General features: G+C 70.6%; 14 protein-coding genes. 9 read left to right on the top strand and 5 right to left on the bottom strand.

Annotated features, from left to right (window positions below; all coding sequences use genetic code 11):
- Positions 1-236 precede the first annotated feature (236 nt).
- Positions 237-1,517, top strand: coding sequence for a chromosomal replication initiator protein DnaA (locus KIK05_RS16055; RefSeq protein ID WP_214411503.1), 1,281 nt, complete (start codon positions 237-239; stop codon positions 1,515-1,517).
- A gap of 353 nt (positions 1,518-1,870) precedes the next feature.
- On the opposite strand, the gene KIK05_RS16050 is transcribed toward KIK05_RS16055, so the two are convergent.
- A complete protein-coding gene (locus KIK05_RS16050; RefSeq protein WP_214411502.1) occupies positions 1,871-3,160 on the bottom strand; it encodes an APC family permease in 1,290 nt (429 codons plus the stop codon).
- A gap of 27 nt (positions 3,161-3,187) precedes the next feature.
- Positions 3,188-5,125: a bifunctional copper resistance protein CopD/cytochrome c oxidase assembly protein gene (locus KIK05_RS16045; RefSeq protein ID WP_214411501.1), complete on the bottom strand. Its 1,938-nt coding sequence runs from the start codon at positions 5,123-5,125 to the stop codon at positions 3,188-3,190.
- A gap of 288 nt (positions 5,126-5,413) precedes the next feature.
- Between KIK05_RS16045 and KIK05_RS16040 the strand changes: the two genes are divergently transcribed.
- A complete protein-coding gene (locus tag KIK05_RS16040) occupies positions 5,414-5,608 on the top strand; it encodes a CsbD family protein (RefSeq protein WP_214411500.1) in 195 nt (64 codons plus the stop codon).
- On the opposite strand, the gene KIK05_RS16035 is transcribed toward KIK05_RS16040, so the two are convergent.
- From KIK05_RS16035 to KIK05_RS16025, 3 genes are all read right to left on the bottom strand, one after another.
- On the bottom strand, positions 5,598-5,810 hold the full coding sequence (locus KIK05_RS16035; protein WP_214411499.1) for a hypothetical protein: 213 nt from the start codon (positions 5,808-5,810) through the stop codon (positions 5,598-5,600). The two genes, KIK05_RS16040 and KIK05_RS16035, sit on opposite strands and share 11 nt — an antisense overlap.
- A 42-nt stretch (positions 5,811-5,852) precedes the next feature.
- A complete protein-coding gene (locus tag KIK05_RS16030) occupies positions 5,853-6,482 on the bottom strand; it encodes an RraA family protein (protein ID WP_214411498.1) in 630 nt (209 codons plus the stop codon).
- Positions 6,483-6,762: 280 nt separating this feature from the next.
- On the bottom strand, positions 6,763-7,221 hold the full coding sequence (locus KIK05_RS16025) for a VOC family protein (protein ID WP_214411497.1): 459 nt from the start codon (positions 7,219-7,221) through the stop codon (positions 6,763-6,765).
- A 248-nt stretch (positions 7,222-7,469) separates the two neighbouring features.
- Between KIK05_RS16025 and KIK05_RS16020 the strand changes: the two genes are divergently transcribed.
- The 7 genes from KIK05_RS16020 (at position 7,470) to KIK05_RS15990 (ending at position 15,368) form a co-directional block, all read left to right on the top strand.
- Positions 7,470-7,862 (top strand): PPOX class F420-dependent oxidoreductase, encoded by a 393-nt coding sequence (locus KIK05_RS16020; RefSeq protein WP_214411496.1) that lies wholly within the window; start codon positions 7,470-7,472, stop codon positions 7,860-7,862.
- A 109-nt stretch (positions 7,863-7,971) separates the two neighbouring features.
- Positions 7,972-9,294 (top strand): acyltransferase family protein, encoded by a 1,323-nt coding sequence (locus tag KIK05_RS16015; RefSeq protein ID WP_214411495.1) that lies wholly within the window; start codon positions 7,972-7,974, stop codon positions 9,292-9,294.
- Positions 9,295-9,523: 229 nt separating this feature from the next.
- On the top strand, positions 9,524-10,894 hold the full coding sequence (locus tag KIK05_RS16010) for an LCP family protein (protein ID WP_308249945.1): 1,371 nt from the start codon (positions 9,524-9,526) through the stop codon (positions 10,892-10,894).
- Positions 10,895-11,096: 202 nt separating this feature from the next.
- Positions 11,097-11,747: an HAD family hydrolase gene (locus KIK05_RS16005; protein WP_214411493.1), complete on the top strand. Its 651-nt coding sequence runs from the start codon at positions 11,097-11,099 to the stop codon at positions 11,745-11,747.
- 146 nt (positions 11,748-11,893) lie between these two features.
- Entirely contained in the window at positions 11,894-13,330 is a 1,437-nt protein-coding gene (gene gnd, locus KIK05_RS16000; RefSeq protein ID WP_214411492.1) for an NADP-dependent phosphogluconate dehydrogenase, read from the top strand.
- Between the two features lie 175 nt (positions 13,331-13,505).
- Positions 13,506-14,342 carry an undecaprenyl-diphosphate phosphatase gene (locus KIK05_RS15995; protein WP_308249952.1) on the top strand — a complete coding sequence of 279 codons (837 nt, stop codon included), beginning with the start codon at positions 13,506-13,508 and terminating at the stop codon, positions 14,340-14,342.
- Between the two features lie 66 nt (positions 14,343-14,408).
- Positions 14,409-15,368, top strand: a complete 960-nt coding sequence (locus KIK05_RS15990; RefSeq protein ID WP_214411491.1) for a 3-oxoacyl-ACP synthase III family protein — start codon at positions 14,409-14,411, stop codon at positions 15,366-15,368.
- The last annotated feature ends 5 nt before the right edge of the window (positions 15,369-15,373 follow it).

The following is a 15,373-nucleotide window of genomic DNA, read 5'->3' as shown; positions in this document are numbered from 1 at the left end:
AGAAACGGACGGGTCGTAATAGCCTTTCGATCTATCCTCTCGGGCCGGGGGCGAAGTGTGCCGATCGCCCTCACGCAGAGTGACTCCATCCGCCTGTCACGCGATCGTTGCCGGTTCGCCACCGCTGCCGGTTCTGTGACTGGTGTGACTCGTGGGAAGATTGCGAATCTTCGGAGACTCTGTGAAGTTTCCAGACAGGAGGCTGTCGGAACTGCTAAGAAGGTCGGCGGCCGAGGTTGAGAGCAGCAGAGAGGTTCGGCATGGACCGCGACGGCACCCCGAGACCCCACGAAGAGGACCCTCTGAAGCAGACGGGCCCACTGGGTATCGAGTGGAGCAACGAACCGAAGCGCCCCGCCGGTGACGTACTGTCCGACGGCTGGACACCGGGTCACGAAGCCGCGCACGGCCAGGGCGACGACCCTCAGGAGCACGATCGCCCCCAGTACATCGGCGAGTACGAGCCGGCCACGGACTACCCGCAGCCGGACGCCCACAACCAGGCCACCGGCTACCCCGCCCCCGACAATCCCGCCGCCGGCTACCCGCACCCGGACGCCCTCGACCCGGCCGCCGGCTATCCGCACGCCGAAGGGCACATCCCGGGAGGCGACTACGCGCGCGGGGCGGATCAGCGGGGCCCCGATGGGTCCGACCCGGCCGGGTATCCGCACGCGGACGCCCTCGACCCCGCCGCCGGCCACACCCGGGCCGAAACATTCGACCCGGCCCTCCAGCACCCCGACGCGTACGACCCGGCCCGTCCCGAAGGCCAGGCCCCGACCGCCGCGTACGAAGGCGCGCTTCCTCTCGGGGCCGAAGGCCTGGACGCCGCCGGCCACCCCGAGGGACGCGGAGCCGGCGACTACGACCGGCCCGACGGGTACACCCGGCCGGACGACGGCACGTGGGACCCGGACGGGCGTCACGACCCCGACGGGGACGGCCCGCGTGGATTCCTCGGCTCCGGCTGGACCGGAGACGACGAAGCCGAAGAGGAGAAGGGCGGCCAGAACAAGCGGCTGATCCTCGCCATGGTGGCGATCGTCGTGCTCGCCGTGGCGGGCGGCTGGATCGTGTCGTCGTCCGTCGGCGGCTCGAAGTCGGAGGCGGCGTGCTCTACTCCCGGCAAGTGCGCACCGGTGGTGCAGAACGACCCCGCTCTGACCGAGAGCCCGACGGCCCTGCCGAGCACCGACCCCGCCTCTGAGCCGACCGAGAGCCCCGAGGAGACGGACGTGCCCACCCTGCGGCCGACGCCCACTCCCACGGCCGTTGCGAGCCGCTCCCGCGTGACCCGCCAGCCCAGCTCGCGGCCCACGGCCTCCCGTACCCGCGTCCACTCGCCGCAGCCGTCGTTGAGGCCCAGCTCCCACGAGGAGCAGCAGGAGGACCCGGACGTGCGGAACGAGCCCCGGGCCACCCACACCCCCACCCCCACGCCGCCACCCACCACCCAGGCCCCCGAGCCCGTCCCCACCAAGGATGACTGCGGCCTGTTCGACTGGTTCTGCTGACCCTCACTCCACCGAACAGAACCCCACTCCCGTACAACCCCCTGCCGCCCCGCCCCCCGCCGCCGCCCCGCCCCCGCCCCGCCCCCGGCCTCTCCGGAGACCCCCCTCGGCCCCCTCCGGAGAACCACCCACCTCGCTCACTCTCCGGAGACCCCACCCCCTCGGCCCCCTCCGGAGAACCACCCACCTCGCTCACTCTCCGGAGACCCCACCCCCTCGGCCCTCTCCGGAGAACCGCCCACCGCGCCCCTCCCTGGAGACCCCACCTCACCTCGGGCCCCTCGGAGGGTCCCCACCTTGCTCCTTCTCCGGAGCCCCCACCCCACCTCGGCCTTCGAGGGCTGAGCTCCGGCTCAGCCGGGGCGGGGTGATCTACGGAGGGCCCGAAGCAGCAGGCCGGCGGCGAGGACGGCGGCGCCGGTGAGGACGGCGCTGAGTGGGAGGCTGAAGGCCAGGAGGAGGCAGCCGAGCAGGCCGACGACGGGCAGGGCCCTCACGGGCCGGCCCTCCTCCTCCGACAGGGTCAACGCGCAGGCGTTCGCGATCGCGTAGTACACCAGCACGCCGAACGACGAGAAGCCGATCGCGCCACGCAGGTCGGTGGTCGCGGCCGCCACCGCGACCACCGCGCCGACCGCCAGCTCGGCGCGGTGGGGCACCTGGAAGCGCAGGTGCACCGCGTCGAGCACCCGCGGCAGGTGCCCGTCCCTGGCCATGGCGAGCACCGTGCGGGAGACGCCGAGGATCAGCGCGAGCAGCGACCCGAGCGCCGCCGTCGCCGCCCCGACCGTCACCAGCGACGCGACGGCCGGCGCGGCACCGGCCGCCCGCACGGCGTCGACGACGGGCGCGGTGGAACGCGCGAGGCGCTCAGGGCCGAGGACGGCGAGCACGGCCACGGCGACGGCCGCATAGATGACCAGAACGAGGCCGAGGGCGATCGGAATGGCCTTCGGGATGGTCTTCGCGGGATCCCGGACCTCCTCACCCAGGGTGGCGATACGGGCATAACCGGCGAAGGCGAAGAACAGCAGCCCCGCCGCCTGGAGCACCGCGCCGGGCGCGGGCCACGAGGACGGCCGCAGCCGCGCGAACTCGGCCGGACCGCCCACCAGGCACACCACCACCGCGACCGCCAGCACCGCCAGGACCACCACCACGATGACGCGGGTCAGCCAGGCCGCCTTGTGGACCCCGGCGTAGTTGACCGCTGTGAGGACCGCCACGGCCGCCACGGCCACCAGGTGTTCGTGCCCGGGCCAGACGTAGGCCCCCAGCGTCAGCGCCATCGCGGCGCAGCTCGCGGCCTTGCCCACCAAGAAGGCCCACCCAGCGAGATAGCCCCACAGGTCGCCGAGGCGCTCACGACCGTAGACATAGGTGCCGCCGGAGGCGGGGTGGCGCGCGGCCAGCCGCGCGGAGGAGGTGGCGTTGCAGTAGGCGACGACCGCGGCCACCGCGAGCCCGGCCAGCAGGCCCGCCCCGGCCGCCGCGGCGGCGGGGGCGAACACCGCGAACACCCCCGCACCGATCATCGCCCCCAGCCCGATCACCACGGCGTCGCCGGTGCCGAGCCGTCGCGCCAGCCCGGCCGCGGGCTGTGAAGAGGAATCGGGCGGTTTCGCGCCCCTCCAGAGCGTCATGCGGTCACTCTAGGCAGGCGAAGGGGGCTACTTTCGGCTGGCGGGTGTACCTGTGGATAACTTCTCGGACGCCGGCTCGCCCCGCGCGTCCCGCCGCCGCATGACGACGACCGTCAGCAGGACGAGAATCATGACCGCCGCGGGTCCCGGGCCGAGGAGGGCACCGGTCCGCTGGTCGGCGGCCCGGTCCGTGACCCAGGGGATGGCAAGGGCCTCGTACCAGTCCACGCCCTGCAAGGGGCCGGCGAGGAAGACGAGGGCGATCCACGCCTGGACGGCCAGGGCGCCCGCCAGCATGCGCGCGCGGACGACCGGGGTGATGGTCCTCGGCAGCCGGTCGGCGCCGAGGGTGACGACGAAGAACCACACGCCCGTCACCACCACCACGGCCTGGGCGATCAGGCGCACCGCCAGGCTCGACTGGGCCTGCTCGAAGAGGTTGGTGACGTAGAGGAGGAAGTACGGCACGGCGTACACGATGAGGGCCGTCAGAGGATGGGACATGCGGGTCGCCAGGTCACCGCTCAACGGCCGGCGGAAGATCGGCGCCGCCTCCCGCAGCGGCCCGAGAGGAACACCCAGAGCCAGCAGGGCGGGGCCGACGGTGCCGAGCAGGGCGTACTGCACGGCGTGCATGGAGAACACCGCGGGCGCGTACGCGGCGACGCCGCCCGCCAGGCCGTACAGCAGGCACAACAGGCCCGCGAGCGCGGCGACGAGGCGGCCCCGCGACCATCCCGGTCCCCCCTGCGCGGTGGTGGCGGACCGCGAGAGCCGCCGGGCGCCCACCAGGTAGGCGACCGCCATCCCGGCCACCGCGAGGATCACGATGGGATCGGGGCGGATCTCGGTGAACAGCCGCCCGGGGGTCAGGCCGGGAAGGGCGTAGCCCAGAAGCTCGTGCTGGGCGTGCGGCGTGTCACGCGGCGGCGGGGTGCGCGACAGCGCGACCGCCAGCGCGACCGTGCACGCCATGACGCCGGTCTCGGCGAGGGCGAGGCGGAGGAACGGCCGCGAGCTCGCGGAGGTGGCGACCCGCGAAGAGGGGCCGGAGGCCGGGGGTTCGCCCGCGGCCGGACCGGACGCGTTCTCCAGGGTCCTGATCGTCACCCGGCGATGGCGCCATCCGAACCACCCCAGCGCCACGAGGGCGGCGAGCTTCGCCAGCACCAGCAGCCCGTAGCGTGACTGCCAGAGCTGGACGGGGTCGCCGAGCCGGATCCAGGCGTTGACCGCGCCGGAGAAGCCGACGGCGACGAAGCAGCACAGGGCGAGGGCGCTGAACCGCCGTACCGCGAAGACGAGCCGCTCGGACTTTCGCAGCATCGTGACCAGCCCGAACAGTCCTCCGCCCCACATGGCGACCCCGGCGATGTGCGCCATCAGGCTGGAGATGGCCAGGGTGTGGTCCGCGGCCGAGGCCGAGTGGCCGACGTACGCGGGCGGCAGTACGGCGAAGAGCGCGAGCGCGAACAGCAGCGCGCGACCCCGGCCGCCGAGCCGGGTCGTGGCCGCCAGCGCGATCAGCAGGGTGAGCATGATCACGACCACGAACGCCTGCCCCTGCGGGACCTCCATGGCGAAGGTGGGGAGGAACCCCGAGGTCAGCGCCTCCCCCACGGGCAGCCCGAGCAGGTCGGAGAGCGTGAAGATCTCGGTGAGCACGGCCGTCCCCGCCCAGGCCAGCGACCAGCGGCCGGCCACGCGCATGATCTTCTGCCGCGATGCCTCGTCGCCGGTCAGGAACACGGCCGAGAGGAGGAGGCCGATCGTGGCGACCGCGCAGATGTCGTGGGCGACGCGTGCCACGGGCAGGCCCAGTGTCGTGAGGGTGCCGGGGGACGGCAGCCCGGGGATCTCCTCTCTCGGCCAGGCACCGCCGAACCACATGGCGAGCAGCAGCACCGCGAACGCCGCGACGACGATGAGCACGAACATGGCCGGACGCCGCCGGGGAGAGGTCATGCTGCCGCTTCCTCATTTCAGGACTGCACTGCTCACATTTGCTCGCCTGTGATCGAGTATCTCCGGATTCATGGGAGAGAGGTAGAGGCTTGGGAAATCAGCCGCTTTTCGCTTGGGAAGTTCGCAGCTATTTGGTGGGCGATGTCCGCATCCAACCGTCTCCCCTTTACCAACTTTTATGAAGTCATGTCAGGACTTGGGGGAGTGGAAAGACCGTGCCGGCGTTTACCTTCCCCCGCTCCGGACAGAGGCCACTTGGGAACGGAACCAAGCGAAGGGGGAGCGATCATGAGCGCTGACGACAAGATCTCCAACAAGGCCCAGGAGATGAAGGGCAAGGTCAAGCAGGGCGTCGGCGACGTCACCGGTGACGAGGAACTGCGCGCCGAGGGCCAGGCCGACGAGAGCAAGGGCAAGCTCAAGCAGGCCGGGGAGCGCGTGAAGGACGCCGCCAAGAACGTCAAGGACGCCTTCAAGGACTGAGCGCGCACGAGGGGCGCGGCGGTGGTCTGAGGAGGAGGTAGGGCGAGGAACGAGCCCGGACGACGACGAAGACCGCCGCCTCAAGGGCGCCCCTCGCCGCCGAGCGCAGCGAGGCCATGGGCACGGGGGCCATCAGCACGCGCCGTCCGGAGATGAGCAGGCCGCGTACCCGCCTGGGTGACCGGGCGGGTATCGCGGTCACGCGCGTGGGTGGATCACACGCGTGTCGGTGACGCCGACCCGTTCAGGGGGAACGGCGCAGCTTGGCCACCATGTCGTCCTTGAAGCGGTGGGCCTCGGCGAGGCTGGCCCCGTCGCGCAGCGCGCTGACCACGTCCTCCTCGGCGTCGGCGTACATGTAGGAGTCGGCGAAGACCTCGGTGGAGGGGAGCGCGACGACCCCCGAGCCGTCCATCACGATGGACGTGCTCTCGTCGACCAGCACACCGGCGATCTCCACCGGCTGCCCGACGGACGCCACGTGCACATCGGGCCCGGGCCCGGCGGTCGCCTCGTAGAGCGCCCACACCGGCAGGCCGAGGTCGCGGAAGGCGTTGACGTCGCGCACCCCGCCCTCCACCAGCAGGCCGGCCGCGCCGCGCGCGAGGGCCGCGCGCGTGAGGATCTCGTCCCAGACCGCCCCGGCCGCCGCCTGCGCTCCGGCGACGACGATGACGCGTCCCTCCAGGTCCTCGTCCATCAGCGCGTGCAGCGGGTCGAGCCCGTGTTCCCCGGGGCCCGGAGCCAGTTGCACGGTGCGGGCCTTGCCGAGCAGGCCGAGTGAGCGGTGGATGGCGCGCAGCGGCGGGCTCAGCCACCCGGTCAGCCCGCGTAGTTGCAGGACGTCCGCGATCGCGGTGGTAGGCGGAACCACAGTATCGATCACCTCTTATGGAGAAACTTCCGTCAGTTGACGAGTGAGGCATGCGACAGGATGCCCGGATGGTGCTGCTTGGATCCCGAGTGACCCGGCCTGCTCGCGGGCCAAGAATCCTCTCATCCGGACGAGGACTTCTCCCACCTCCGCCCTGGTCCCCCGCCCGGCTTCGAGGGGACCCGCGTATCCGATGTAAAGGCATGACACTTGTCGAGAGTGGCCATGCTGCTGCACGGATCGGGAGAACGCGAAACAATTCCCTTGATCCGCCGGAAGTTCAGCCCTCACCGCCCCAGAGGGTGCGCACCTCCTCGAACACCTTCTGGTTGTGCGAGATTTCGATCACGTTGCCGTCGGGGTCCTTCAGGGCGCAGATGTATCCGACGGGGGGCGGCAGCTCCATCGGCTCCCAGTGGAGGCATCCCAGCTCCCGTGCGCGCTCGGCGACGGCGTCGACGTCCTCACGGTTGGGCACCTCCATGCCCAGGTGGGCGAACGGCGTCAGCTGCGGCTGCGGCCTGCCCCTGTCCTTGGCGAACTCCACCAGCACCAGCACGAACGGCGTCTCCACCTGCTTGTCGTTGGAGAGCCAGACGTTGCGCCCGTCCTTGTCCTCGTGGGTGGAGACCACCACGAGGGGCGTCATGGTGGTGTAGAACTCGATGGCCTTGTCGAGGTCGCAGCTGGGAAGCGCGACGTGGGTCCAGCGCGCTTCGGTGAGCTTCTTGCCGAGCACCGGTGCCTCCTTGCGCCATGCCCTCCGCCGGCGGCGCCTCGGGGGGCGGGCGCGGAGGGAGATGTGTCGAGGTTCCTTCCATGGTCTCTACCCCTGGGCCGCGGGGGCGAATGTTTCACGTGACACTTTCGCGGAAGGTGCGCGGCTTCGGGGTAGGCCGGGAGTGTTCGCCGCGTGGTAGGAATGGCGGGCGCCCGGGCTGTGTTCGTGAGTGGCGAGACGCACCGCATAGATCTTGAGGAGTCATGATGAGCAAGCTGAACGACGACGCGAAGGCCCTGATCGCCCGGCCGTTGCACGCCTGGGTGACGGCCCACCGTCCCGACGGCTCGCTGCACAGCACGGTGGTCTGGGTCGACGTGGACGGCGACGACGTCATCTTCAACACCGCCGTCGGCCGGGCCAAGGAGCGCTACCTGCGGGAGAACCCCGAGGTGTCGATCAGCGTGCTGGACCCCGACAACAACTACCACCTGGTCAGTGTCTCGGGTAAGGCGCAGTTCGAGCTGGAGGGCGCGGACGACGTCATCAACCGGCTCGCCAAGAAGTACCTCGACGCCGACGAGTACCCCTTCCGTCAGCCGGGCGAGCAGCGCATCACCGTGCGCGTGACGCCCGAGAAGGTCATCCACAGCGCCTGATCCTTGTTCGGCACGGCCGCCGCCGGCGCGATCACCGGCGGCGGCCGATCCCAGCCACCGCTCGGGCATTTGTAGCCTTTTGTCCAGGTTGCGTGCATAGCCTGACTCGGTGGTTAAGGACGCAGTCATCCGGGGTAGCGCGGGCGGGGTGCCCTCCGCGACCCTTTCGGTACCCAGACCCGCACCGCCCGCGCGCGCGGCCCGGCAGTCGTGGCTCGACGCGCTGCGCGGCCTCGCCGCCCTGATCGTGGTGTTCGAGCACTCGCTGGACGCCCTGCTGCCGGAGGTGCGCGGGTCGGTCAGCCCGTGGTTCGACTTCGGCCAGTACGGCGTGCTGGTGTTCTTCCTGGTCAGCGGCTATGTCGTACCGGTCTCACTGGAACGGCGCGGCAGCGTGCGCGGATTCTGGATCACCCGCTTCTTCCGTCTGTACCCGCTCTGGGCGCTGGCGGCCGCGGCCGGCACCGTCTTCGGTGTCCTCGGCGTCTACTCCGTGCTGCCCGGCGAGGCGGCCGACCGGCCGTGGACGTGGTTCCTGGCGCACGTGACCATGCTGCAGGACCTGCTGCAGGTGCCGAGCGTCGTCAACGTCTTCTGGACCCTGTCGTACGAGATGGCGTTCTACCTCCTGGTGACCGCGATGTTCGTCTTCGGGGTTCACCGGGCCAGCACCGCGACCTCACTGACCTTCGCGGTGTGCGCCGTCGTCGCCGGCGCGCTGGTGCCGGCCGGGTGGCTGTCGCGCGCCCTCGGAGGCGGCGTGGTGGGGGTCGCCGTGGTGGTACTGCTCTGCGGGATCGCCGCCGTCCTCAGCGCCAACCGTGACCTGCGGCTGCACGGCGCCGCCGTCATCGCGGTCCTCGCCCTGGTGCTCCTCACCTTCAACAGCAGGGTGGGCGCCTGGGAGAGCCTGATCATCCTCGCGACGATGTTCGGCGGCACCGCGATCTACCGGATCGAGCGCTCGCCGGCGGCATGGGCCCGCAAGCGGTGGCTCCTGGTGCTGGTGCCCGTGCTCTCGGTCGCGGCGGCGGTGGCGCTCGGCCCCGGCTGGGGGATGTCCGCGGTCGACCAGCAGGCGTTCAAGTGGGGATGGTCGACGGCCGTGGTGGCGGCATGGCTGACGTTCGCCGCCGGACTCGCCCTGCGGCACCGCACCGTCTCCCCGCTGCTCGTGTGGCTCGGCCTGACGAGTTACTCGATCTACCTGCTGCACCCGCTGATCCTCCAGGTGGTCAGGAGGATCACCATGGATCCCGCGGGGATCCCGCTCGCCGCGCGGCTGGCCTGGGAGGGAGCGCTGTTCGCGGCGGTGATCGGCTGCGCGGCGCTGAGCCACCGCTTCGTCGAGAGGCCGGCGCAACGGCTCGGGCACCGCCTCGCCCGGGCCGCCGCCGTCCAGGAGCGAGGGAACGCCGCAGGAGCATCCTGATGTAGCTTACGAAATCCTTATTTCCTGCGAATATGGCGACAGGGGACCACAAAACTGACAGTCGTGGTTAGACTTGCTCGCGGTTTGCCGGGCGGGTGGATCCGGCGCCTGTAGTCGGCGCGTGGCCTACAAGGTCATCAGCCCTGGCCATTCCGTGGGGACAATGAACGGCGGGCTTGTCGATGTGCGCCCTGCGCAGCCCGAGGACGGTTCCGAAGCGAACCCGCCCGTGAAGGCGAAGCGGCGCTGGACCGCGTGGCTGTGGTGCCTGGTCGCGGCGATCACGGGTGTCGCGGTCGCGGGCAGCGCCACCCTCGTGGGCGCCTACACCAAGCTGAGCGGCAACATCAAGCACATCTCCGTGGACGACAAGGACCTCGGCAACCGCCCGGCGAAGGTCAGCAAGGCCATCAACATCCTGATGGTGGGCTCGGACACGCGGGCGGGCGCCAACAAGAAGTACGGCCACCAGGACCTCGGCGAGCGCACTGACACGATCATCCTCGCACATCTGTCCCCCAACCGGGACAACGCGTTGCTCATCAGCTTCCCGCGTGACTCGCTGGTCCAGTTGCCGGCCTGTCCGGCGAAGAACGGCCTGATGGGCCAGAAGGCCCACGTCGGCATGATCAACGAGTCGTTCAACTTCGGCGGCATCACCTGCACGTGGCGCACGATCGAGGGGCTCACCGGCATCCACATCGACCACTTCGTCAAGGTCGACTTCACCGGGTTCAAGAGCATGGTGAACGCGCTCGGCGGCGTCGAGATCTGCGTGCCGAAGCCGATCAACGACGTCAAGGCCATGCTGCACCTGCCCGCCGGACGGCAGGTGGTGAAGGGCGAGCAGGCGCTCGGTTACGTCCGCGTCCGCTACAGCATCGGGGACGGCTCCGACATCGGCCGCATCCAGCGGCAGCAGATGTTCCTCGCCTCCATGATCAAGAAGGCGATGAGCGGCGCCACGCTGACCGATCCGGCCAAGCTGTTCGGCTTCCTCGACGCGGCGACCAAGTCGGTGACCACCGACCCCGCCCTCAACGTCGGCGTGATGAAGGACCTCGCGCTCAGCGCCAAGGGCATGGCGGCCGGCAACATCCACTTCGTCACCACCCCCTGGCGCTACTCGCTCACCCAGCCGGGCCGGGTCGAGTGGGTGCAGCCGCAGGCCAAGCAGCTCTTCCAGCTGGTCGCCACCGACACCAAGATCAAGGGCTCGGGCATCAAGACCGGCAAGCAGGCCAAGGTGCCCAGGGCCAAGGTCGAGGTCGTGGTGCAGAACGGCACCAACCGCGGCGGTCTCGGCCGCCAGGTGGCCACCGCCCTGGAGCAGCGCGGCTACACGGTCGTGAAGGTGGGCGACGCCAAGAAGAAGCCGCAGGCGAAGACGACCATCAGGTACTCCAGCGCCGGGGAGACCCGCGTGCCGACGCTCGCGGGCGACCTGCTGAAGTCGCAGAACCTCCTGGTCACCGGCACCACCACGCCGCGGCTCGTGCTCACCATCGGCGACGACTGGAAGGGGATCAAGCCCGCTCCCGTCTCCGAGGAGGAGCTGAAGAGCATCGACGCGACGCAGGACTCCTGCTCCACCACCTGAGCCCGTCGCCCCCTGGTCCGATAGGCCTGGTTTGTTGCATCCGCCGGGTCCGGGGTAGTGAACGGGGCATGTGTTACTCGCTCTCCGTCACGGGGTGACACCGGCCACGAGGCCGAAACCCGCCGGCCGGCGGGACCCCGGGCGGCGCGGGGGACGAGCGAGAGCCTGGGCATCACAGGGACGGTGAACCATGCGACGCGGCGTGATCTTCGATATTGACGGCACCCTTGTGGACACCAACTACCTGCACGTCGTGACATGGTGGGAAGGTTTTCGCCGCCAGGGTCACGACGTCCTCATGGTCGACATCCACGGGGCGATAGGCCGGGCCGGCAAGGACCTGGTCGAGTACCTGCTCCCGGAGGCCTCGGAGGAGGAGGCCGAAGCGATCAAGGGTGTCCACTCGGAGCTGTACAAACCGCACCTCGACGAGGTGCGTCCCGTTCCGGGGGCGGGCGAGCTGCTGCACACCCTCGCCGGACGCGGCATGGTCGTGGTCCTCGCGACCAGCGCCCCCAAGGACGAGGCCGACCGGCTGATCGAGGTGACGGGGGCACGGGAGGCCGTCTCCGTGCTGGTGGACGCCGACGACGTCGACAAGTCCAAGCCCCACCCGGAGCCGGTGCGGCAGGCGCTGGAGAAGTCGGGACTCGATCCCCGGCACACCATCATGGTGGGGGACAGCGTGTGGGACATGCTGGCCGCCCGTCAGGCGAAGGTCGGGTGCGTGGCCCTGCGGTCGGGCGGCATCGACAGCGGGTCGCTCAGGGAGGCCGGGGCCGAGGCGGTGTACAAGGACTGCCACGACCTCCTGCAGCACCTGGACGAAAGCCCGATCGCCCGGCTCCTGTAGGAATCGCCCGGCGAAGGGGCTGGTTACGCTGATGGTCGCGGAGCGCGATGCGGGCACGGCCAGGCGGTGCCACAGCCGATCACGCCCTCCGTCGAACCCCGCGGCCGTCCGAAGCGTATTGCCAGCTCAAAGGAGAGTGATCGGACATGGCACAGAAGGCGGTCATCGGCGTCACGGGTCTCGGGGTCATGGGCCGGAATCTGGCGCGCAACTTCGCCAGGCACGGGTACACCGTCGCCGTGCACAACCGGACCTACGGCAAGACGAAGGCCTTGATCGAGGAGTTCGGCCACGAGGGCGCCTTCGTGCCCGAGGAGTCCCCGGAGGCTTTCGTCGCCGCGTTGGAACGTCCCCGCAAGATGGTGATCATGGTCAAGGCCGGCCAGTCCACCGACGCGGTCATCGACGAGTTCGCCCCCTTGCTGGAGCCCGGTGACATTTTGATCGACGGCGGCAACGCGCACTACGCCGACACCGAGCGCCGCGAGAAGGCCCTGCGTGAGCGCGGCATCCACTTCGTGGGCAGCGGCATCTCCGGCGGCGAGCAGGGGGCGCTGGAGGGCCCGAGCATCATGCCGGGCGGCTCGCGCGAGTCGTACGCGTCCTTGGGCCCGATCCTGGAGGACATCTCCGCCAAGGTGGACGGCGCGCCGTGCTGTACGTACGTCGGTCCCGGCGGCGCCGGACATTTCGTCAAGATGGTGCACAACGGCATCGAGTACTCCGACATGCAGCTCATCGCCGAGGCCTACGACCTGCTCCGCAAGGGAGCGGGCATGACCCCGGCCGAGATCGCCGAGGTCTTCCGCACCTGGAACCAGGGCCGGCTCGGGTCGTACCTCATCGAGATCACCGCCGAGGTCCTGGCGCACACCGACGCCGCGACCGGCAAGCCGTTCGTCGACATCGTGCTCGACCGTGCCGAGCAGAAGGGCACCGGACGCTGGACCGTGCAGGCCGCCCTCGACCTCGGGGTCCCGGTCACCGGCATCGCCCAGGCGGTCTTCGCCCGTTCCCTGTCCGGCCACGCCGACACCCGCGAGGCGGCACGCGTGCTGACCGGCCCGTCCGCCGACGGCGGCCTCGACAGCTCCTTCGCCGACAAGGTGGAGCAGGCCCTGTACGCCTCCAAGGTCGTCGCCTACGCCCAGGGCTTCAACCAGATCCAGGCGGGCAGCGCCGAATACGGCTGGGACATCGACCTCGGCGCCATGGCGACCATCTGGCGGGGCGGCTGCATCATCCGGGCCGGCTTCCTCGACCGCATCCGCGGCGCCTACGAGACCGACCGCGGCCTGCCCACCCTGCTGACGGACGCCAACTTCGCCGCCGAACTGGGGGACGCGCAGGACGCCTGGCGCGAGGTGGTCGTCGAGGCCACCAGGCGCGGCATCCCCGTCCCGGGATTCTCCAGCGCGCTGTCCTACTACGACGCTCTGCGCGCCGAGCGCCTGCCGGCCGCGCTGATCCAGGGCCAGCGCGACTTCTTCGGCGCCCACACCTATCTCAGGACCGACCGCGAGGGCGTCCACCACACCCACTGGGAGCTGCCCGGCCGCCCCGAGACCCGCACCGACGCCTGAGGGCGCCAGGGGCGCCGCCTCAAGGGACGCCCCCGCCGCCGAGCACAGCGAGGTGGCATGACTTTCGTCAGGCGGGCGGATCGGCCATTCGGCCGAACCCGCCCGCCGCCCGCCTCGGCTAGCCTCACGGGGTCCCGCCCTCATGGCCGCGCCCGGTCGCGGCCTCCCCCGGAAGGTGTGCTCGTTGATCGGCTGGTTCGAGGCGTTGGTGCTGGGTCTGGTGCAGGGACTCACGGAGTTCCTGCCCATCTCCTCCAGCGCGCACATCAGAGTGGTGTCCGCGTTCTTCGGCTGGCGGGACCCGGGCGCCGCGTTCACGGCCGTCATCCAGCTCGGCACCGAGGCCGCCGTGCTGATCTACTTCCGCAAGCGCATCCGGGACATCGTGTCCACCTGGACCCGCTCGCTGTGGACACCCGGCCTGCGCCAGGATCCCGCCGCCCGCATGGGCTGGTACGTCATCGCGGGCAGCGTCCCGATCGGGGTGCTCGGCCTGGCGTTCAAGCACCAGATCGAGACCACCGTCCGCGACCTTCGCCTGGTGGGGGCCTGCCTGGTGGTCTTCGGCCTGCTGCTCGCCCTCGCCGACCGGCTGGCCCGCAACGAGCTGATCCTCGACAAGAACCTGAACCTCCCGCACGCCCTGGTCTACGGCCTCGCCCAGTCGCTGGCGCTCATCCCCGGCGTCTCCCGCTCCGGGGGCACGACCGGCGCGGGCCTGCTGCTCGGGTACCGGCGTGAGGAGGCCGCGGAGTACTCCTTCCTGCTGGCGATGCCGGCCGTGCTGATGTCGGGCGTGCTGGAACTGTTCAAGATCGGCCATGGTGAGACGCCCGCCTGGGGGCCGACGATCCTCGCCACCCTGGTGTCGTTCGCCGTCGGCTACGCCGCCGTCGCGTGGTTCCTGAGGTACATCGGCACGCACCGCTTCACGCCGTTCGTCGTCTACCGGGTGCTGCTCGGCGCCTTCGTCATCGCGGCCGTGAGCTTCGACCTCATCCCGGCCAACTAGAAAACGGGCAAAGTTCGGTAGATTGCTTGAAGGGGGAGATTGCCAGACAACAGACGGAGGGGCGCGATGAAGGCCCGGATCTCGGGCGTCGCGACGTATCTGCCCGAACGCACCCTGACCAGTGGCGAGGTGGAGGCGCGGATCGAGGGATACGTCCCCCACCGTGGCGTCGTCGAGCGCATGACGGGCATACGGCGGCGTCACGTCGCGGCCGACGGGGAACAGGCGTCCGACCTCGCCGCCGCGGCGGCCCGCGGGCTCGACCACGACGACGCCGACCTGCTGATCTTCGCCTCGGCGTCGCAGGACATGGTCGAACCCGCCACCGCGCACATCGTCGCCGCCAAGCTCGGCCTGTCGTGCCCGGTGTTCGACGTCAAGAACGCCTGCAACAGCCTGCTCAACGGCCTGCAGGTCGCCGAGGCGCTGATCCGCACCGGCGCCCACCGCAAGGTGCTGGTCTGCACGGGCGAGGTGCCCTCCCGCGCGATCCGCTGGCGCGTGGCCGACCGGGAGCAGTTCGTGGACGCCTTCGCGGGCTACACCCTCTCGGACGCCGGGGCCGCCGTGCTGCTCACCGCGGACCAGCGGCGCGGCATCTTCTACCGCGACTTCTCGGCCGACTCCACGGCGTGGGCCGTCGGCACCCTCCCGGGCGGCGGCTCGGCCCACCCGCGCGACCCCGAGTACTCCTACTTCCGCGGCGACGGGCGCAGGCTGAAGGAGGCGTTCGAGCTCATCGGGCCCGACATCTTCCTCAACGCCCTCAAGCGCACCGGCCTGACCTGGGACGACTTCTCCGTCGTGGCCGTCCACCAGGTCGCCGTGCCGTACCTCGACACGCTGACCCGCATCCTCGGCATCCCCCGCGACCGCCTGGTGGTGACGCTGCCGGAGCACGGCAACTGCGCCTCGGCGACCCTGCCGCTCCAGCTCGCCGCGGCGGGTGTGGGCCCCGGCGACCGGGTGGCGCTGCTCGGGCTGGGCGGCGGCATCAGCCTCGGCGTGCTGCTGGCCGACCTGTGAGCGGC

Source organism: Sphaerisporangium fuscum, from assembly GCF_018531465.1.
Lineage (GTDB): Bacteria > Actinomycetota > Actinomycetes > Streptosporangiales > Streptosporangiaceae > Sphaerisporangium > Sphaerisporangium fuscum.
Note: the sequence above shows the minus strand (reverse complement) of the source record. Positions and strands in the feature narration are given on the sequence as shown.